We start from the raw sequence: 20229 nt of genomic DNA, 5'->3' as shown, positions 1-20229 counted from the left end.
CGACCCGGCAACCGGTCGGGCTTTTTTGTGTGTGCGTGTGCCATACTGGTTTCAATGCGGCTGAATGCCATGGCCGCAGAGGAATCAATTCATTCAAGGAGGAAGTCATGGCCACGCAGGAAGAATACAGCGCGAAATTGCACGCATTGTTGTCGTCGGGGTTTGAGAACTTACCGTCTTTTCTCGACAAGATCGAAGGGGTGGCCGAGTTTTCGGTGGCCGAACTGTCGGGCAAATTGGGTGGAATTCTGGCGGAACTGGAGCGCCAGCATGTGGGGGCCAGCGCCCACCTCAATGCCTTGCAAGCCCAACAGCCCGGCGAGGACTGGGAGGGCCATGGCGAGCTGGCCTTTTTGCTGTACCACCTGCACAACCCGCCCCCAGCATTGCGCGCCGAAATCGACGCCATTCCCGCGCTGAAGCTGTTGTGGGATTCGCTGGCCCTGGTGGCCCCCCAACCGGCCTTCACCCCCAGCCAGTTCCAAAACCTTCAGCAGACCCTGGCCCAGGGCTCGGAGGTGTATTGCAACAAGTGGGGCGACATCTATGGCTTTGGCACCTATGAGCAGCTGGACATTGGCTGGGCCTGGACGCTGAAAAACGACCTGTTGAACCACCTGCCCAAGTGGATGGGCCACGGCTGTGGCATCCGGAGTTTTGTGCACAACACCTGGTCGCAGCCCGTGGCCTTGCAGCCGGGGGCCGATGGCAAGGTGCGCATCGCCATCATTGGCGATTGGGGCTCGGGGCCCTACCAGCTCAATGGCCTGGCCAACCCGAAAGGCCCGGCGGTGGCGGTGATGGACACGCTGCGCCAGCTGCCCAACCCGCCCGACTACATTGTTCACCTGGGGGACACGTATTACTCGGGCACCGGGGCCAATCGCTCGCCCCAGAGCGAAGAGTCGCAAAACCTGTTGGATGTTTTGACTCAATACCCCACGGTGGCCCAACCGGGCAAATGCTTTACGCTGAATTCCAACCACGAAATGTATGGCGGTGCCTATGGCTACTTTGACATGGCATTGGCCCATCCCTTGTTCAGTGCGCAGCAGGGCTGCAGTTATTTCGCGTTGGAATTTGGCAATTGGATTCTGGCGGGCATTGATTCGGCGTATTTCGACCCATCCGGCCTGTACATGGATGGCGGGTTGGGGAAAACATCCAATCCCCAATACGCCTTTCTGCAGCAAATGGCGAAGCTGAAGGCAGCGGGCAAAAAGGTGATTCTCATGTCGCACCACACCGGCATCAGCACCGACGGCAGCAGCCTGAACAATCCGCTGTGGAGCGACGTCACCCACACCGGCCAGCTGGTGCCGGACTACTGGTACTGGGGCCACACCCACCTGGGCATGGTCTACAACGCCATGGCCGCATCGGGCGGCATGCAAGTCCGGTGTGTGGGCCACAGTTCCATGCCGTTTGCCGTGCCCCCGGGGATGGACGGTTGCCCCGCCGTGGACTGGTACGCCCACACCCCGCTGGACGCCGGCCAGCGGCTCCAGGCCCTGGTGCACACGGCACCGCGTGCCACCAACGGTTTTGCCATGCTCACGCTGGACGCCAACTCCCTGTCCGAAGCGTTTTTCGACATGGGCAACACCACGCCGGTCTGGACCTGTTGACGGGGGCGCCAACGCATGGAAAAGGCCCCTCGCGCAAGCAGCATGGCCTGGATATTGCTATCCTGAGTCTTGTCTCAACGAAGGTGCTGATTCATGCGTTTGCAACAGTTTGACGAAATGCACGCCTCGCCCGAGCAGGTGCGGGCGCACTACACCCAATACGCGCGTTGGCTGGCCGAGCAACCCGATGATGTGATGCGGGCCCGCCGCGAAGAGGCGGAGATGATCTTCCGCCGCGTGGGCATCACGTTTGCCGTGTACGGGGCCAAGGACGAAGACGGTGCAGGCACCGAGCGGCTCATTCCCTTCGACCTGATCCCCCGCATCATCCCCGCCCACGAGTGGAAAAGCATGGAGGCCGGTCTGGTGCAGCGCGTGACGGCGCTCAACCGCTTCATCCACGACGTGTACCACGGGCAGGAAATCATCAAGGCCGGCATCGTTCCGGCGGACCAGATCTTCCAGAACGCCCAGTTCCGCCCCGAGATGATGGGCGTGGACGTGCCCGGTGGGGTGTACAGCATCATCAGCGGCATCGACATCGTGCGGGCCCCCGATGCCCAGGGCAACGGCGAGTACTACGTGCTGGAAGACAACCTGCGTGTGCCCAGCGGCGTGAGCTACATGCTGGAAGACCGCAAGATGATGATGCGGCTCTTCCCCGACCTGTTCGCGCAGAACCGCGTGGCCCCGGTGGCCCATTACCCCGACCTGCTGCTGGAAACCCTGCGCGCCGTCAGCCCCGCCCACGCCAACCAGCCCACCGTGGTGGTGCTGACGCCGGGCATGTACAACAGCGCCTACTTCGAACACGCCTTTTTGGCGCAGCAAATGGGCGTGGAGCTGGTGGAAGGGCAAGACCTCTTCGTGAAGGACAACTTCGTCTACATGCGCACCACCCATGGCCCCAAGCGCGTGGACGTGATCTACCGCCGGGTGGACGACGACTTTTTGGACCCGCTGGCTTTCCGCCCCACCTCCACGCTGGGCTGCGCGGGCTTGCTGGACGTGTACCGCAGCGGCAACGTCACGCTGTGCAACGCCATTGGCACCGGGGTGGCGGACGACAAGTCCATCTACCCCTACGTGCCCAAGATGATCGAGTTCTACCTGGGCGAAAAGCCCATCCTGAACAACGTGCCCACCTACATGGGCCGCAACCCCGACGAGCTGAAGTACATCCTCGCCAACCTGAAAGACCTGGTGGTGAAGGAGGTGCACGGCGCGGGCGGCTACGGCATGCTGGTGGGGCCTGCGTCCACCCAAGCGGAAATCGAAGACTTCCGCCAGGCCGTGCTGGCCAACCCCAGCGGCTACATTGCCCAGCCCACGCTCAGCCTGTCCACCTGCCCCACGTATGTGGAAAAGGGCATTGCGCCGCGCCACATCGACCTGCGCCCCTTTGTGCTCAGCGGCAAGACGGTGCAGATGGTGCCCGGCGGCCTGACCCGTGTGGCGCTGAAGGAGGGCTCGCTGGTGGTCAACTCGTCGCAGGGGGGCGGCACCAAAGACACCTGGATCCTGGAAGCCTGATGCTTCGTTATTTATAGCAACAAATACAGATACAGAAAGCGCAAGATGCTCTCCAGAACCGCAGACCACCTTTTCTGGATGTCCCGTTACACCGAACGGGCCGAAAACACCGCCCGCATGCTGGACGTCAACTACCAGACCAGCCTGCTGCCGCAGTCCGCCGCGGTGGCCCAGGCGGGTTGGGAAGGCTTGCTGTCCATCAGCGAGCTGATGCCTGCCTACAAGGCCAAGTACGACGAGGTGACGCCACGCAACGTGATGGAATTCATGGTGCGTGACGAAACCAACCCCTCCAGCATCGTGAGCTGCCTGTACGCCGCCCGCGAAAACGCCCGGGCGGTGCGCGGCACCCTCACCACCGAGATGTGGGAAACCCAGAACGCCACCTGGCTCAAGCTGGCCAGCCACCTCAAGTCGCGCGATTACGAGCCCGACCCGGGCACGTTTTTCGAGTGGGTCAAACACCGCTCGCACCTGTCGCGGGGCGTGGCCATTGGCACCATGTTGGTGGACGAGGCGTTTCACTTCTACCGCATGGGCACCTTCCTGGAGCGGGCCGACAACACAGCCCGCCTGCTGGACGTGAAGTTCCACGCCGTGGAGAGCGACTTCTACGGCGCGGCCAGCGAAATCGACCAGGAGTACGACTTCTACCACTGGAGCGCCATTCTGCGCAGCGTGAGCGCGTTCGAGATCTACCGCAAGGTGTACCGCGACGTGATCAAGCCCGAACAGGTGGCCGAGTTGCTGATCCTTCGCTCCGACATGCCCCGCAGCCTGCACGCCAGCATGAACGAGCTGGTCAACAACCTGGCCGTGGTGGCCAACGACCATTCGGCGGAAACCGAGCGCCTGGCGGGCAAGCTGCGGGCCGATTTGCAGTTTGGCCGCATCGACGAAATCCTGGCCACGGGGCTGCACGCCTTCCTCACGCAGTTCCTGGACCGCGTCAACAACCTGGGTTGGCGGATCAGCCAGGACTTTTTGGTACCTTCGGTGCAGTGAACCTGCACATCCAACACACCACGCGCTACACCTACACCGAGCCGCTGCGCCACGCGGTGCAATCCTTGCACCTGTGGCCTGTGTCCGGCCCGCACCAGACGGTGCGTTCCTGGTCCCTGCGTTCCCCCGCCGCGCTGCACGCCCGCACCGATGCGCTGGGCAACCGCGTGCACCACGGCAGCCTCACCCCGTCCCCCCGCCAGCCGCCGGTGCGCGAGGTGACGGTGGTGGCCTCGGGCACGGTGCAAACCCACGCAGCCGCCCCCACGCTGGACGCCGCCGTGTGGACCGAACCCAGCGGCCCGCACCCGGCGGTGTTCCTGCGCTCCACCCCCGTGGCCGAACCGCATGCCCGCATGGCCCGCTGGGCGCTGGAGGCGCTGGGCATGGACGCCGCTGCGACAGCCCCGCAGCCCACCCCCGCGCTGGCCTTGGCGCTGGCCGAGGCCGTGGGCCGCAAGGTGGCCTACCGACCGGGGCGCACCGACGTGGAAACCTCGGCCTTGGAAGCCTTTGACTGGGAGCTGGGCGTGTGCCAGGACCAGGCCCATGTGATGGTGGCGGTGTGCCGCAGCCTGGGCTGGCCGGCCCGGTACGTCAGCGGCTACTTCCACGCCGCCGACGAGCCCGATCTGGCCAGCCACGCTTGGGTGGACGTGTGCGTCAACCCCGACACCCGCGCCTGGCTCAGCCTGGACGTGACCCACGCCTGCCCCACCGACCCACGCCATGTGCGCCTGGCCGTGGGCACCGACTACAGCACCTGTGCCCCGGTGCGCGGCCTGCGCCAAGGCGGGGGGCACGAAACCATGGCGGTGGAAGTGCGCATCAGCGCCGAGCCCTGAGGCGGGGTGAGCTGGCGTGTTGCTGCGCTCAATCGGGCGCGGTCACCACGCGGTTGCGCCCGAGGTTCTTGGCGGTGTAGAGGGCCTGGTCGGCCCGCTCAATGGCATGGTCGATTCCCCCGCCGTGGGGGCCTTGGGGTTGCCAGGTGGCCACGCCCACGCTCAGGGTCAGTCGGCCCACATGGGCAAAGGGGTGCTGTTCCACCGCTTGGCGAATGCGTTCGCCCAGCTCGGTGGCCCGGGAGCCGGCAATGCCGGGCGCCACCAGCAGGAATTCTTCGCCCCCCCAGCGGCCCAGGGTGTCCGCCTCGCGGATCTGGGTGGCCATGAGCCGGGCCATTTCCACCAGCACCGCGTCACCCACGCGGTGGCCGTGGCAGTCGTTGATGGTCTTGAAATGGTCCACGTCCATCATGAAGACCGAGGTGGCCAGCCCCCGGCCCGCTTCGGCGCCCGGCTGGGCCAGCAGTTCGTCCAGACCGCGGCGGTTCAGCACGCCGGTGAGCGCGTCGCACTGGGCTTCGCGTGTCAAGGCCCGCGCCTGTGCCTGCATGGTGCGCATCTGGTGCTTGATGTGGATGATGGCAATCAGCAGGGCGGCATACATCACCTGCGAGATCAGGGTGTTCCACAGCAGCGGCACCAGGTAGCTGGGGGCTTGCAGGGTGTCGGCAAACCACACCGTGCGCAATGAAAAGCTCACCAGCTCGTAACCCACCACCAGCCCGGTCAGGATGACCGCGGCACGGTTGTTGAGGAACAGGTAGGACAGCCCGTAGGCCAGTGGGTACCACTGGAGGATGGTGTTGAGTTGGTACATGTCCAGCGGCGACAAGTACCACAGGATCATGTGCACCTCGAACACCATGAGCGCGTTGACGGCGACCACCGTCGACAGCCGGACCCAGGGGATGTGTTGCGGATGGGCCGTGGCCACCCACGCCCCCACGCCCAGCACGAGGGTCAGCAGCGGGTAGGCCACCCGGTCCCACGAGGCGATGACGCCGGTGGTGGAGTCCAGCAGCCACACCGCCAGGATGGCCACCACCGCCAGGTACTGCATGTAGCGGTAGCCCGTGCCGTCCAGCGATGCAAAGTCCACCAGTCGGTCGATCACCGACGGGGCTTGGCGGGGGGTGTGGGGCCGGGGGCGGGGGGCGAGCATGGGCTGGTGGAAGAGGCAGCGGAGGCAGCAGCAGGTCAGGCGTCGGAGGTGCGGCGGCGCTCGATCTGCGTGGCCTGGTAGTACTCGGCTTTGGCCTTGTACATGGCCTGGTCGGCGGCCTGCACGGCAGCGTCCAGCGACGCTCCGGCGGTGCAGGTGGCCTGTCCGATGGACAGGCTGAGTTCGTTGCCGGGGTAGAACTGGTTGTTCAGCTCCAGCACCGACTGGATGCGCTGTTGCACCGCCGCGGCCCCGCGCTCGTCGGTGGCGGGCAGCAGCACGGCGAATTCATCCCCCCCGATGCGGGCGGCGCAGGCGGGCAGGTCGGTGGCCTTGGCCAGCACCTCGCCCGCACGGCGCAGCAGGGCATCGCCCGCGGCGTGGCCCTGTTCGTCGTTGATGCGTTTGAGGCCATTGAGGTCGATGGCCAGCACACTCACCGGCCACGGCCCCTTGCGCGAGAGGCGGTTGAGTTCCTCGGCAAAAAACGAGCGGTTGCGCAGCTGGGTGAGCACGTCGTGCTTGCCCAGGTACTCCAGGTAGGCCTCGGCCTTCTTGCGGGCCGAAATGTCCACCAGCGACACCAGCACCATGTCCCACCGGGCCTCGTGGCCAGGCATCACGGCAAACTGCATGTGGATGTGCATTTTGTCGCCGTTGAGGGAGTGGTTCACCACCTCCCGCTGCTGGAAGGTCTTGCCATGCCACAGGTCGAGGAGCTGCTCGCGGAACGAGTCCTCCATGTCGCCGCGGAAGATGCGGCTGGTCTGGCTCAGCAGGTGGTCCTTGGAGTCGGCCCCGAACAGCTGCAGGGTGTGCTGGTTGACGTCGAGCACGCGGATTTCGGCCATGCAGCGGTTGATGAACTCGGGGTGCACCTGCACAAAGGTGGCAAAGTCGTCGATGCCGCGCTGGCGCAGGTCGTCCAGCAGTTGGCGGATGGCGCTGAAGTCCTCCACCCACAGCGACACCGGCGACAGCTCGAACAGGTTGCGGGCATAGGCTTCGCGCTGCATCAGTTGCTGGTGGGCCTGCTGTTCGCGGGTCACGTCCTGCAGCGACAGCAGCACCCGGTCCCAGGTGTCCTCGTGGCCTTGCAGGATGCGGGCGCGCAGCCGCACCTCCAGCCGCTGCCCGCCCAGGGTGTGGTTGTAGGTCTGGTTGCTGAAGGTGAGGTGGCCTTGCCACAGCTGCACCAACTGCCGTACGGTGTGGGCATGCATGTCGTCGCGGAACACCTCGCCCATGCGCGATTGCAGCTCGTGCAGGCTGCTGGCCTGGAACAGGTCCAGCGTGTGCTGGTTGACGCGCAGCACCTTGAACTGGTGGGTGCACTGGGCCACGCGGGCCGGGTCCTGGGCCAGGAAGGCGTCGAGGTCGGTCACGCCCTCGGCCCGCCAGCGGTCAAACAACTGCTTGAGCCCGCTGAAATCCTCCAGCCACAGCGACACCGGGGCCAGTTCAAACATCTGCTCGAAATCGGACGTGTGTGGCGTCGTGGCGGGGGGCGTCTGCGGGGCTTGGGGCATGGCGAACGGTGAAAGCAACTTTGATACCTTGGGTCAGTGTGCCTCAAAACCTCAGTGCAGTGCAGGGCGGGCCAGCGTGGGGGCCACGGCTTCGCCGCGGCGCTGCTGCGCAATGGCCTGGCCCAGCTCGATGACCGCCATGGCGTAGTAGCTGCTCCAGTTGTAGCGGGTCACGGTGTAGAAATTGTCGCTGCCCACCACGTAGCTGGGGGGCTGGCCGCCCTGGGCCGGGTCGCCGTTGAACAGCTCGATGAGGGCCCAGGGGCTGGCGGGCGCACCTTCAGGGGTGGCGGGCTCCACGCCCAGCGCCCGCAGGCGCTCCAGGCTGAAGCTGGGCAGGATGTCGGCGGCCAGCAGGGTGTCGAGCTGTTCGGGCGTGCTGCGCACGGTGGCGGCCACGTGGGTGGGCAGGCCCGGCTTCCACCCATAGGCCTTGAAGTACTGCGCCACCGAGCCGATGGCGTCGGCGGCACTGCCCGACTGGCCGAACAGGTCGATGCGGCCATCGCCATCAAAGTCCACCGCGTGGCGCGCCCAGCTGCTGGGCATGAACTGCGGCAGCCCCATGGCCCCGGCGTAGCTGCTGCGCAGGCTCAGCGGGTCCAGGCCCTGGCGTTGGCACAGGCTGAGGAACTGCTCCAGCTCGTCGCGGAAAAAGGCTTGCCGCGCGGCGGCGCGGGGGTGGGCGGCGGGAAAGTCGAAGGCCAGCGTGGCCAGCGCATCCAGCGTGCGGAAGTTGCCCATGTGCTGGCCGTACAGGGTTTCCACGCCCAGCACGCCCACGATGAGGCTGGCGGGCACGCCGGTGTCGGCCTCGGCCTTGGCCAGCCAGGCCTGGTTTTGCTGCCAGAAGGCGGCCCCGGCCTTCAGGCGCACGGGCTCGATGAAGCGGGCCCGGTAGGCGGCCCAGTTCTTGGCCTCGGCCTTGGGGGGCGGCAGCATGAGTTTTTGCACCACGGGCAGTTGCCGGGCCTGGGCCAGCCAGGTGGTCACCTGGTCGGGGTCGAGGTTGCGGCGCTGGGCCACGTCGGCGGCAAAGGCGGCCACCCGGGCGTCGTCCGCATAGGCGGTGCCCACGGGTTGTTGTTTTGAGCTTTTTTGCTTGTTAGCGCTTTCAGAATAAGCGGGAGCAGCTATGAAAAAGGAAGCAATCAGCAGCCAACCCATCCAGGGTCGGGCGGGGGATTGGGGGCGTGGTGCGGGCGTGGGGTGCCGGCGCACGTGGCTTGCGGTGGAAAACACGGGCATGGGTGGGGGGAGCAATCGGTCGGGTCAGGTCAGGTCGGGCCAGCGCAGGCGGCGGCGAGATTCTCGACGCCAGTCGCCGCGCAGTTGGGCGAGTGTGCGCGTTTGGCGTGGCGGGGGGGCGTAGCGCACGGCTTCGAGGGCCAGCAGCCAGTCGATCAGGGCCTGCGGGTCGCTGGCGCTGGGGTCGGCCACCGGGCGGGGCCGCCGTTGCAGCAGGGCCGCCAGTTGGCGGGGGGTGGCCTGGGGGGGCACGGTGGCGCCCTGGCGTTCGGCGGCGCGGCGCACCTGGTCCAGCAGGCGCAGCCAGGGGTCGTGCTGCACCCGCTCCCACGCCGCCCAGGCCAGGCCGATGGCCGACACCAGGGTGACCACACCGGCCAGCACGTAGCCCAGCTCGCGCCAGGTGGGGGCTTCAAAGCCCAGTTGCTTCAGCAGGTCCATCTGGCGGCCTTTGCTGTAGTTCAGCACCCACTGGTTCCAGCCGTTGTTGACGGCTTCCCAGGTGTTGCGCAGGTGTTCGATGAGCGTGGGGCTGAGTTGGGTCAGCGCCCCGGCCAGCGCCCCCTGGGGGGCGGTGAGCCGACCCGGGCCCTGGATGCGCGAGGGCGATACCGCCCCGGTGGGGTCCACCCGCACCCAGCCTTTCCCGGCCAGCCAGACTTCGGCCCAGGCGTGGGCGTCGCTCTGGCGCACGTTCAGGTAGCCATCCACGGGGTTGATGTCGCCGCCCTGGTAACCGGTCACCACGCGGGCGGGGATGTCCAGCGCCCGCATCAGGATGACGAAGGACGAGGCAATGTGTTCGCAAAAGCCTTCTTTGCGGTCGAACCAGAATTCGTCTGCCGTGTGTTGGCCGTATTCCCCAGGGGCGAGGGTGTAGGTGTAGCCGCCGGTGCGCAGCAGGGTCAGCGCCTGTTGCACCCGTTGCTCGGCGCTGGCCTGGGGTTGTGCCTGCCGCCATTGCTGCGCCAGGGCCAGGGTGCGGGGGTTGTAGCCCGGGGGCAGGTCCTCAAAGGGTTGCAGGGCGTTGGGTTGGGCTTGGGGCTCCAGGCGGTAGTCCAGGTGGCTGGTGGCGCGGTAGCGCACCAGGTCGGTCAGGGGGCGGTCGGCCAGCCATTGGAGGTCGCGGGTGCGCACCAGGGTGTAACCGGGCAGCTCGGGGGCGGTGGGGGTGGCTTCCAGCACCAGCACCCAGGGCAGTTTGTTGGGCTCCAGGGTCACCTCGTAGCGCAGGGGCTCGCTCTGCGGCTCCGGCGCACTGCTGGAGCGCCCGCTTTGCACCGAGCGGCTGGTGTTGACCTGCCATTCGCGTCCGTCGAAATGGCTCAGCACCGGTCCGCGGAAATACAGCAGGTAGCTGGGGGGGGGGGTGGACTCAAAGCGCACGCGCAGGGCCACCGAGGTGTCTTGTGCCAGGTCGGCCATGTGGCCCACCTGCATGCTGCTGGACAGGCCGGTGCGCCCGGTCTTGCCGTCGCCGGGCACGCCCCACAGCGGCGACAGCCGTGGGAACAGCACAAACAGCGCCGCCATGATGGGCGCGCCCAGCACGGCCATGCGGCCTGCGGTGCGGGCGGCGTTCCACAGGGGCGGGTGGCCGCTGGGCATGTGAGCCAGCACCACGCTGGTCAGCAGCCCCCAGGTGGCCAGCAGCACGCCCAGGGCGGTGAGCAGGCTTTGCGAATAGAAGAAGTGTGTGAGCAGCGTGAACAGACCCAGGAAGAACACCACAAAGGCGTCGCGGCGGGCGCGCAGCTCCAGGGTCTTGAGGGCCAGCAGCACCACGATCAGGGTGACTCCGGCCTCCTGCCCCAGCAGGGTTCGGTGGGTGGCCAGGGTGGCGGCGGTGGCCACCCCCAGCAGGCCCAGCCGCCACCATTGGCCCGGCAGCGGCTGGCCGCGCCAGGCCCGCAGGCCACGCCAGAGCAGCACGCCCAGGGTCATGAGCGAGCACCACCAGGGCAAATGGGGCGAGAGCAAGGCCACCACCCCGGCGATGTTGGCCAGCAGGAACAGGGTGTCGCGGGCGTCGCGGGGCAGGGAGCGGTCGGCCCAGGCGTTGCGCCACAAGGGGGTGGGTCGGGCGGTCAGCACAGGGCCAGGGCCTCCAGGCAGGCTTGCCGATGGGTGGGGCCCCAGTCGGGTTGGCGTTCGGTGCCGGGCAGGCGCAGGCCGTAAATCAGGCCCAGGCGGTCGGCCATCAGCACCCAGGCGGTGAGTCGGGACAGCCGGGCTTCGGGCTGGGTCAGGCCGGTGTGTTGCCAGTCCAGCCACAGGTCACTTTGCTGGGGGGCTTGCACCTGTTCGCGGCTGACCAGGTCGGCAGACCCGCGGGCCATGGCCTGGGCCACGCGTTTCCACACGATGGTTTTGAGCGGGTCGCCGCGGCGGTAGGCGCGCACGCCGTCGTGTTCGCCGCTGGGGGCGCTGTGGGCCAAGTCGTGTGAACCCGCATGGGGTTGGCCGGGGGGCAGGGCAGGCGGGTTGGCTTCGGGTTGGGGGTACACCCAGGCCAGGGCCGCGGGGCGCCAGACGGTCCAGGCGCGGAACATGCCCAGGGGGAAGCGGGTTTCGGCATGCACCGTGGGCAAGGGCAAGCGGCCCCGGCGCGGTGGCATCCAGCTCAGCTGCGCGGTGGTGCTGCCTTGGGCGGGCACGTCCACCCAGGCGTCTTCGGTGTGGTCCACCACGCGCAGGGCAATGCCGGGGCGGTCTCGTGGGCTGGTGTGTTGCAGGCTCACGTCCATGCGCACCGGGTGGCCCAGGAAACAGGCGGGTGGGGTGGCCATGCGCAACTGCAGGCCGCGCAGGTTGGCGTGGCACACGTGCAGGCCCACCGCGGCGGCCCCGGCCAGCAGGAAGGTGAGCAGGTAGCCCAGGTTGAGCTGGTAGTTGATGCTGCCCACCAGCATGGCCAGCAGGGTGATGCCGGTCATCCAACCGGCGCGGGTGGGCAGGATGTAGACGTTGCGTTGGGTCAGGGTGAGCTGGTCGGTGCGGGGCCGTCGCTCGGCCAGCCAGTGGTCAAAGCGTTGCCGCCAGCGCATGCCGGTGTGCCTGCAGGTCATCAGGGCAGGGGGGTGGCGGCCACCAGCGCCTGCACCTGTTCACGCGCGCCACGCCCGGCGCTGCCCAGGGGCACCATGCGGTGGGCCACGGTCTGGGGCAGCACGGCGGCCACGTCGTCCGGGGCCACGTAGTCGCGCCCGTTCAGGTAGGCCTCGGCCTGGGCGGCCCGCACCACGGCCAAGGCGGCACGGGGGCTCAGGCCCTGTTCAAACCAGCGGCCACTGCGGGTGGCGGCCACCAGGTCCTGGATGTAGTCGATCACCGGGTCGGCCAGGTGCAACTTCAGCACCTCGCGTTGCAGACCGGCCAGCTCGGTGGGGCCGATGACGGCGGGGAGCTGGGCCAGCAGTTGGCGGCGGTCTTCACCCACCATCAGGCTGCGTTCGGCGGCGCGGTCGGGGTAGCCCAGCGACAGCCGCATGTGGAAGCGGTCCAGCTGCGACTCGGGCAGCGCATAGGTGCCCAGCTGGTCTTGCGGGTTCTGGGTGGCGATCACAAAAAACGGGTCGGGCAGGGGGCGGGTTTCTCCTTCGGCCGACACCTGGCGTTCTTCCATGGCCTCCAGCAGGGCGCTTTGGGTGCGCGGGCTGGCGCGGTTGATTTCGTCGGCCAGCAGCACCTGGGCAAACACCGGGCCGGGGTGGAACACAAAACGTTCAGAAGTACGCTCGTACACCGACACGCCGATCAGGTCGGACGGCATGAGGTCCGAGGTGAACTGCACCCGCGAAAACGCCAGCCCGAACGACTTGGCCAGCGCGTGCGCCAGCGTGGTCTTGCCCACGCCCGGCACGTCTTCCAGCAGCAGGTGGCCCCCGGCCAGCAGGCAGGCCACGGCGTCATGAACCTGGCGCGACTTGCCCACGATCACCGTGTTAAGCTGGTTCAGCAGCCGCTGGACAGCGGGCCGGTAGGGGTCTTGGGTGTTGGCGGTGGCGGGTCGGGCAGTCATGCCCGGAACCTTAACCCAAAAGACCTTTCCCCATGACCACCGACACCGAATTGCTGCACACCCGTGACGATCGGGGTGTGCATGTGCTCACCCTCAACCGGCCCGGCGCGTTCAATGTGCTGAGCGAGGCCATGCTGGCCGCCTTGCAAACGGCACTGGGGGCCGTGGCGGCGGACCCGCGGGCGCGGGTGGTGGTGCTGGCGGCGCAGGGCAAGGCGTTTTGCGCCGGGCACAACCTCAAGGAAATGTCGGCCTACCCCGACGAAGCGGCGCACCGCGCCCTGTTTGCACAATGCACCAAGGTGATGCTGGCCATCCAGAACCTGGGCGTGCCGGTGGTGGCGCGGGTGCAGGGGCTGGCCACCGCCGCGGGTTGCCAGCTGGTGGCCCAGTGCGACTTGGCGGTGGCGGTGGACACGGCCAAGTTCGGGGTCAATGGCATCAGCGTGGGGCTGTTCTGTTCCACGCCCAGCGTGCCGCTGTCGCGCAACGTGCCGCAGAAGGTGGCCATGGAAATGCTGCTGACGGGCGAGTTCATCACCGCCCAGCAGGCGCTGGCCCACGGGTTGGTGAACCGCGTGGTGCCCGCCGAGCGCCTGGACGACGAGGTGGAGAACTTGGTGCGGGCCATCCTGTCCAAGCCCGCCGAGGCCCTGGCCATGGGCAAGCAGTTGTTCTACCAACAGCGCGAAACCGGGCTGGCCGCCGCCTACCAGCTGGCCGGGCAGACCATGGCGTGCAACATGATGCTGCCCTGCACCCAGGAAGGCGTGAAAGCCTTCACCGAAAAGCGCCCACCCGCGTGGGCCCCTCACTGACCGATTGGATGTTTGACAGGCAACGATGAACGATTGGACGAGCTGGATTGAGACGTTCACCCAAAAGGGTGCGTGGTGGGAATTGGCGGCACTGGCCGCGTGTGTGGGATTGGCCTGGTTGGTGGTGGTAGGCTTGCGCAGCACCCTGGCCGCACCACCCCAGCAGAACTCGGTGTGGTTTGGCCGCAAGGTGGTGGACGGGGTGCTGTTCCCTTTGCTGCTGCTGGTGCTGGCCCATGTGGCACGGGCATTGCTGGCCAAGGCGGTGCCACTGGCCATCTTCAAGATCGCCATTCCAGCGGCCTTGTCGCTGGTGGTCATTCGTGTGGGGGTGAAGGTGTTGCACCTGGCGTTTTCCGAGGCGCGCTGGGTGCGCCCCCTGGAGCGCACCATTTCCTGGCTGGCCTGGGGGGCCACGGTCTTGTGGGTCAGCGGCCTGCTGCCGGTGCTGTTGGAGGAGATGGACCAGGTCAGCTGGAAGCTGGGGGCCAGTCGCCTCACCTTGCGCAACGTGGTGGAAGGGGCGCTGACTGCGGGGGCGGTGCTCATCGTCACGCTGTGGATTTCGGCGGCCATCGAGTCGCGGCTGCTGCGTTCGGCCTCTGGCGGCGAGTTGTCGCTGCGCAAGGCGGTGTCCAACGCCACCCGCACCTTGCTGATGACCGTGGGGGTGATGATGGCCTTGTCGGCGGTGGGCATCGACCTCACCGCGCTGTCGGTGCTGGGCGGGGCGATTGGCGTGGGCATTGGCCTGGGCCTGCAGAAGCTGGCGGCCAACTACGTCAGCGGCTTTGTCATCCTGGCCGAACGCAGCGTGCGCATTGGCGACATGGTGCGGGTGGACAACTTCGAAGGGCGGGTGAGCGACATCACCGCGCGTTACACCGTCATCCGCTCGCTCACCGGGCGCGAATCCATCGTGCCCAACGAAACGCTCATCACCACCCGGGTGGAGAACCTGTCGCTGGCCGACCCCAAGGTCTGGCAGTCCACGGTGGTGTCGGTGGGGTACGACAGCGATGTGGAACAGGTGCGCCAGCTGCTGCTGGTGGCCACGCAGGCCCAAAAGCGGGTGTTGGTGGAGCCCGCGCCGTCGGTGGCCTTGTCGGCCTTCGGCGCCGATGGGCTGGAGTTCACCGTGGGGTACTGGATCGGTGACCCGGAGAACGGTCAGTTGGGCGTCAAGTCCGATGTCAACATGGCCATTTTGGCGGCGCTGCGCAGCCATGGCATTGAAATCCCGTTCCCGCAGCGGGTGGTGCGCCATGTGCCGCCTGCCGAAACGGGGCCTGTGGCCCCGGTCGTGCCCGCGTCCGCCAAAGCGGTGGCGGGTGTTGACACATGAATCGGTCCTTGTCGTTATAATTTGCAAAAAAGCACGACCGTTCGATTTTGTGGCTTGCCGCCCTGGGGGTGAGTTCATAGAATTGACGTTTACGTCAACGTAAAGCCAACCCTCCACAATCAAATCAGGAGCCAAAGAGCATGAAAGTACTGGTCGCGGTGAAACGAGTGGTGGACTACAACGTGAAAGTCCGGGTCAAGTCGGACAACACGGGTGTGGACATCGCCAACGTGAAGATGAGCATGAACCCGTTCGACGAGATTGCGGTGGAAGAGGCCGTGCGTCTGAAGGAAAAGGGCGTGGCCACGGAAGTCATCGCCGTCAGCTGCGGCGTGGCCCAATGCCAGGAAACCCTGCGCACCGCCATGGCCATCGGAGCCGACCGCGCCATCCTGGTCGAGACCGATGCCGAATTGCAACCGCTGGCCGTGGCCAAACTGCTCAAGGCCCTGGTGGACAAAGAACAACCTGGCCTCGTCATCCTGGGCAAACAGGCCATTGACGACGACGCCAACCAGACCGGCCAGATGCTGGCCGCGCTGGCCGACCTGCCCCAGGCCACCTTCGCCAGCAAGGTGGATGTGGCCGACGGCAAGGCTCAGGTCACCCGCGAGGTGGACGGTGGCCTGGAAACCCTGTCCTTGAGCCTGCCCGCCATCGTCACCACCGACCTGCGCCTGAACGAGCCGCGCTACGTGACGTTGCCCAACATCATGAAGGCCAAGAAAAAGCCGCTGGACACCGTCAAACCCGCCGACCTGGGTGTGGACGTCACCCCGCGCCTGAAGACCGTCAAGGTCAGCGAACCCGCAGGCCGCAAGGCCGGCATCAAGGTGGCCGATGTGGCCGCCCTGGTCGACAAACTCAAGAACGAAGCCAAGGTCATCTGAACCTGAACAACCAAAAGAAGTAAAGGAACACACACCATGACCGTCCTCGTCATCGCCGAACACGACAACGCCAGCCTCAAAGGCGCCACGCTCAACACCGTCACCGCTGCCGCTCAGTGCGGGGGCGACGTGCATGTGCTGGTGGCCGGCCACAACGCCGCCGCCGCTGCGCAGGCTGCTGCCCAGATTGCAGGCGTGAGCAAAGTCCTGCACGCCGACGGCCCCGCGCTGGCCCATGCGCTGGCTGAAAACCTCGCCGCCCAAGTCCTGGCCGTCGCAGGCAACTACAGCCACATCCTGTTTGCCGCCACCGCCATCGGCAAAAACGCCGCCCCCCGCGTGGCCGCCAAACTCGACGTCGCCCAGATCAGCGAAATCAGCAAAGTGGTCAGCGCCGACACCTTCGAGCGTCCCATCTACGCCGGCAACGCCATCGCCACCGTGCAAAGCAGCGACGCCACCAAAGTCATCACCGTGCGCACCACCGGCTTTGACGCCGCAGGCCAAGGCGGCAGCGCCGCCGTGGACAGCATCGCCGCCGTGGGCGACAGCGGCAAGAGCGCCTATGTGGGCAGCGAAATCGCCAAGAACGACCGCCCCGAACTGACGGCTGCCAAGATCATCGTCTCCGGTGGCCGTGCCCTGGGCAGCAGCGAAAAGTTCAACGAAGTCATCACCCCGCTGGCCGACAAACTCGGTGCCGCCATCGGTGCCAGCCGTGCGGCGGTGGATGCGGGTTACGCCCCCAACGACCTGCAAGTGGGTCAGACCGGCAAGATCGTGGCGCCCGAACTGTACGTGGCCTGCGGCATCAGCGGAGCCATCCAGCATTTGGCGGGCATGAAGGACAGCAAGGTGATCGTGGCCATCAACAAGGACCCCGAAGCGCCCATCTTCAGCGTGGCCGACTACGGGCTGGAGGCGGACTTGTTTGTCGCCGTGCCCGAACTCGTCAAGGCCCTCTGACCAGGGCGATCGCAGGGCGTCAGCGATGACGCCCTTTTTTTGGGCCTGGCTCGGGCTGGCGTGGGGCCTCTGGGTCGGATGGATTCAATGCTTTTTTGTGCTCTAGCGCTTTATGTAAAAGCGCTGGTAGCTATCAATTCAGGAGAATTGTCATGGGTTACACCGCTCCCCTCAAAGACATGCTGTTCGGCATCAAGCACCTGGCCAACATCGACCAAGTGGCACAGATCCCGGGCTTTGAAGACGCGGGCTACGACACCGCCGCAGCCGTGCTGGAAGAGTGCGCCAAGTTCAACCAGGACGTGCTGGCTCCGCTCAACTTCGAGGGTGACAAGAACCCCAGCTTCTGGAAAGACAAGGCCGTGACCACCACGCCCGGCTTCAAGGAAGCGTTCAAGCAGTACGCCGAAGGCGGCTGGCAAGGCCTGCAACACCCCGTGGACTTTGGCGGCCAGGGCCTGCCCAAGACCATTGGTGCCGCGTGCGGCGAAATGCTCAACAGCGCCAACATGAGCTTTGCGCTGTGCCCACTGCTGACCGACGGTGCCATCGAAGCCCTGCTGACCGCAGGCAGCGACGAACTCAAGGCCATCTACCTCGAAAAGCTGGTCAGCGGCCAGTGGACCGGCACCATGAACCTGACCGAGCCCCAGGCCGGCTCTGACCTGGCGCTGGTGCGCACCCGCGCCGAACCCCAGCCCGACGGCAGCTACAAGATTTTCGGCACCAAGATCTTCATCACCTACGGTGAGCACGACATGGCCGAAAACATCGTGCACCTGGTGCTGGCCCGCGTGCAGGGTGCGCCCGAAGGCGTCAAGGGCATCAGCCTGTTCGTGGTGCCCAAGTTCATGGTCAAGGCCGACGGCTCCCTGGGCGAGCGCAACGACGCCTGGTGCGTGAGCATCGAGCACAAGATGGGCATCAAGGCCAGCCCCACCGCGGTGCTGCAGTTCGGTGACAACGGCGGTGCCGTGGGTTACCTGGTGGGTGAGGAAAACCGCGGCCTGGAGTACATGTTCATCATGATGAACGCCGCCCGCTACGCCGTGGGCGTGCAGGGCATTGCCGTGGCCGAGCGCGCCTACCAGAAGGCCGTGGCCTACGCCCGTGACCGCGTGCAAAGCCGCCCGGTGGACGGCAGCGTGGCCGGCAGCGCTCCCATCATCCACCACCCCGATGTGCGCCGCATGCTCATGACCATGCGTGCCAGCACCGAAGGTTGCCGCGCCCTGGCGCTGACCGCGGCCGCGGCCTACGACGCGGCCCACCACCACCCCGACGCCGAGGTGCGCAAGCAAAACGCCACCTTCTACGAATTCATGGTGCCGCTGGTCAAGGGCTACAGCACCGAGCAAAGCCTGGAAGTCACGTCGCTGGGCGTGCAGGTGCACGGGGGCATGGGCTTCATCGAGGAAACCGGTGCCGCCCAGTACTACCGCGACGCCAAGATCCTGACCATCTACGAAGGCACCACCGCCATCCAGGCCAACGACCTGGTGGGCCGCAAGACGGCCCGTGACGGCGGCCAGACGGCCCTGGCCCTGGCCGTTCAGGTGGCTGCCACCGAGGCTGAGCTGGTTGCCCAAGGCGGCGCTGCGGCATTGGCCGTGGCCAAGCGCCTGGCTGCGGCACGGCAGGCTTACGAAGACGTGGTCAAGTTCATTGCCGCCAACACCCGTGCCAACCCCAACGCCGCGTTTGCGGGCAGCGTGCCCTACCTGATGCTGGCGGGCAACCTCATGGCCGGTTGGCAACTGGCGCGTGCCCTGCTGGTGGCCGAGAAGGCGCTGGCCAGCGGCGATTGCGGCGACTTCGGCCCCGCCTTCATGCAAGCCAAGGTCACCACCGCCCGCTTTTATGCCGACCACATCCTGGCGCGTGCGCCCGGCGTGCGCGACGCCATCGTGGAAGGCGCTGACAGCGTCACCGGGCTGGCTTTGGAGGCGTTCTGACCATGGCCCGCACCTTGCCCGGCGCTCTGGCGCACGTTCCCTTCCCGGTGATCGGCTCGCCGCTGTTCATCATCAGCAACCCCAAACTCGTCATTGCCCAGTGCAAGGCCGGTGTGGTGGGCTCCATGCCCGCGCTCAACGCCCGCCCGGCCGAGCAGTTGGACGAATGGCTGGCTGAAATCACCGAGGCACTTGCCGCCCACAACCAGGCCCACCCCGACAGCCCGGCTGCGCCTTTTGCCATCAACCAGATCGTGCACAAGAGCAACGACCGCCTGGAGCATGACCTGCAGGTGTGCGCCAAGTACAAAGTGCCCATCGTCATCACGTCGCTGGGCGCGCGTGAAGACGTCAACCAGGCCGTGCACGCCTGGGGTGGGGTGGTGATGCACGACATCATCAACAACAAGTTCGCCCACAAGGCCATCGAGAAAGGGGCCGATGGCCTCATCGCCGTGGCCGCGGGTGCGGGGGGCCATGCGGGGGTGAAGAGCCCGTTTGCCCTCATCCAGGAAATCCGCCAATGGTTCGACGGTCCGCTGGCCCTCAGCGGCTCCATGGCCACCGGCGGGGCGGTGCTGGCGGCACAAGCCATGGGCGCGGACTTTGCCTACATGGGCTCGGCCTTCATCGCCACCGAGGAGGCCCGTGCCGCTGATGCCTACAAGCAGGCGGTGGTGGAGTCCAACTCCGACGACATCGTCTACAGCAACCTGTTCACCGGGGTGCATGGCAACTACCTGGCCCCCAGCATCCGCGCGGCGGGCCTGGACCCCGAGAACCTGCCCGAGAGCGACCCCAGCGCCATGAACTTTGGCAGTGGCTCCACCAAGGCCTGGAAGGACATCTGGGGCTGCGGTCAAGGCATTGGCCCGGTCAGCAAGGTGCAACCGGCGGGCGAGTTCATCGCCCAGCTCAAGCGCGAATACGCCGAGGCTCGTCAGCGGTTGGCGCTGGCTTGAGGTGGGCTGGCCGAAGCGAATTCGGCCAGGTGTTGGGCGATGACCGGCGGCAGGCGGCGGGGCGCACGGATGCGCAGTTGCTTGTTCACGTGGTAGCGGCCAAACACCACCTCGATGTCGCCCACGGCCACGTCGAACGCGTCCGCCAGAAAGCGGACCATGTGGTCGGTGGCCCGGCCCGCCACCGGGGCCGGGGTCACGCTGATGTGGAGCTGGCGCCCTTTGGGTTGGCCGATGACATCGGCCCCCGCGCTGGGTTGGCCCAGCACGTTGAGCACCAGCACATCACCGTCCCAGCCACAGAAGTTGGGCATGTCCC

Annotated in this window: 17 protein-coding genes; 10 read left to right on the top strand and 7 right to left on the bottom strand. The window is 66.6% G+C overall.

Going from position 1 to position 20229, the window contains the following annotated elements:
- The first annotated feature begins 107 nt into the window (after positions 1 to 107).
- From ACYVB7_RS11205 to ACYVB7_RS11190, 4 genes are all read left to right on the top strand, one after another.
- Entirely contained in the window at positions 108 to 1628 is a 1521-nt protein-coding gene (locus ACYVB7_RS11205; RefSeq protein ID WP_460507477.1) for a metallophosphoesterase family protein, read from the top strand.
- 93 nt (positions 1629 to 1721) lie between these two features.
- The gene (locus ACYVB7_RS11200; RefSeq protein WP_460507475.1) at positions 1722 to 3161 is read left to right on the top strand and encodes a circularly permuted type 2 ATP-grasp protein; all 1440 of its coding nucleotides are present in this window, start codon (positions 1722 to 1724) and stop codon (positions 3159 to 3161) included.
- Between the two features lie 45 nt (positions 3162 to 3206).
- Positions 3207 to 4166: an alpha-E domain-containing protein gene (locus ACYVB7_RS11195; RefSeq protein ID WP_460507473.1), complete on the top strand. Its 960-nt coding sequence runs from the start codon at positions 3207 to 3209 to the stop codon at positions 4164 to 4166.
- Positions 4163 to 5011 carry a transglutaminase family protein gene (locus tag ACYVB7_RS11190; RefSeq protein WP_460507471.1) on the top strand — a complete coding sequence of 283 codons (849 nt, stop codon included), beginning with the start codon at positions 4163 to 4165 and terminating at the stop codon, positions 5009 to 5011. The genes ACYVB7_RS11195 and ACYVB7_RS11190 overlap by 4 nt, the downstream gene beginning before the upstream one ends.
- Before the next feature lie 28 nt (positions 5012 to 5039).
- Here ACYVB7_RS11190 and ACYVB7_RS11185 read toward each other — a convergent pair whose 3' ends face one another.
- From ACYVB7_RS11185 to ACYVB7_RS11160, 6 genes are all read right to left on the bottom strand, one after another.
- Positions 5040 to 6176, bottom strand: coding sequence for a GGDEF domain-containing protein (locus ACYVB7_RS11185; RefSeq protein ID WP_460507469.1), 1137 nt, complete (start codon positions 6174 to 6176; stop codon positions 5040 to 5042).
- Between the two features lie 35 nt (positions 6177 to 6211).
- The gene (locus ACYVB7_RS11180) at positions 6212 to 7705 is read right to left on the bottom strand and encodes a sensor domain-containing diguanylate cyclase (protein ID WP_460507467.1); all 1494 of its coding nucleotides are present in this window, start codon (positions 7703 to 7705) and stop codon (positions 6212 to 6214) included.
- Positions 7706 to 7756: 51 nt separating this feature from the next.
- Positions 7757 to 8872, bottom strand: coding sequence for a lytic murein transglycosylase (mltB, locus tag ACYVB7_RS11175; RefSeq protein ID WP_460507781.1), 1116 nt, complete (start codon positions 8870 to 8872; stop codon positions 7757 to 7759).
- A 105-nt stretch (positions 8873 to 8977) separates the two neighbouring features.
- Positions 8978 to 11047: a transglutaminase TgpA family protein gene (locus ACYVB7_RS11170; protein ID WP_460507465.1), complete on the bottom strand. Its 2070-nt coding sequence runs from the start codon at positions 11045 to 11047 to the stop codon at positions 8978 to 8980.
- On the bottom strand, positions 11041 to 12021 hold the full coding sequence (locus ACYVB7_RS11165; RefSeq protein WP_460507463.1) for a DUF58 domain-containing protein: 981 nt from the start codon (positions 12019 to 12021) through the stop codon (positions 11041 to 11043). Before ACYVB7_RS11165 ends, ACYVB7_RS11170 begins: the two co-directional genes overlap by 7 nt.
- On the bottom strand, positions 12021 to 12974 hold the full coding sequence (locus tag ACYVB7_RS11160) for an AAA family ATPase (protein WP_460507461.1): 954 nt from the start codon (positions 12972 to 12974) through the stop codon (positions 12021 to 12023). Before ACYVB7_RS11160 ends, ACYVB7_RS11165 begins: the two co-directional genes overlap by 1 nt.
- 32 nt (positions 12975 to 13006) lie before the next feature.
- On the opposite strand from ACYVB7_RS11160, the gene ACYVB7_RS11155 reads away from it, so the two are divergent.
- The 6 genes from ACYVB7_RS11155 (at position 13007) to ACYVB7_RS11130 (ending at position 19910) form a co-directional block, all read left to right on the top strand.
- On the top strand, positions 13007 to 13792 hold the full coding sequence (locus ACYVB7_RS11155; protein ID WP_460507459.1) for an enoyl-CoA hydratase: 786 nt from the start codon (positions 13007 to 13009) through the stop codon (positions 13790 to 13792).
- 25 nt (positions 13793 to 13817) lie between these two features.
- The gene (locus tag ACYVB7_RS11150; protein ID WP_460507457.1) at positions 13818 to 15137 is read left to right on the top strand and encodes a mechanosensitive ion channel family protein; all 1320 of its coding nucleotides are present in this window, start codon (positions 13818 to 13820) and stop codon (positions 15135 to 15137) included.
- A 140-nt stretch (positions 15138 to 15277) separates the two neighbouring features.
- A complete protein-coding gene (locus tag ACYVB7_RS11145) occupies positions 15278 to 16027 on the top strand; it encodes an electron transfer flavoprotein subunit beta/FixA family protein (protein ID WP_460507455.1) in 750 nt (249 codons plus the stop codon).
- A 36-nt stretch (positions 16028 to 16063) separates the two neighbouring features.
- Positions 16064 to 16993, top strand: a complete 930-nt coding sequence (locus tag ACYVB7_RS11140) for an electron transfer flavoprotein subunit alpha/FixB family protein (RefSeq protein WP_460507453.1) — start codon at positions 16064 to 16066, stop codon at positions 16991 to 16993.
- Positions 16994 to 17145: 152 nt separating this feature from the next.
- Entirely contained in the window at positions 17146 to 18948 is a 1803-nt protein-coding gene (locus tag ACYVB7_RS11135) for an acyl-CoA dehydrogenase (protein ID WP_460507451.1), read from the top strand.
- 2 nt (positions 18949 to 18950) lie between these two features.
- Complete coding sequence (locus ACYVB7_RS11130; protein WP_460507449.1) at positions 18951 to 19910, top strand: NAD(P)H-dependent flavin oxidoreductase; 960 nt, start codon at positions 18951 to 18953, stop codon at positions 19908 to 19910.
- Here the strand turns inward: ACYVB7_RS11130 and ACYVB7_RS11125 are convergent.
- Positions 19889 to 20224 (bottom strand): DUF167 domain-containing protein, encoded by a 336-nt coding sequence (locus ACYVB7_RS11125; RefSeq protein WP_460507446.1) that lies wholly within the window; start codon positions 20222 to 20224, stop codon positions 19889 to 19891. The two genes, ACYVB7_RS11130 and ACYVB7_RS11125, sit on opposite strands and share 22 nt — an antisense overlap.
- Between the last annotated feature and the right edge of the window lie 5 nt (positions 20225 to 20229).

The sequence above is a fragment of the Hydrogenophaga soli genome (genome assembly GCF_054777695.1).
The sequence above is the reverse complement of the archived record's forward strand: the minus strand, read 5'-3'. Positions and strand labels throughout refer to the sequence as shown.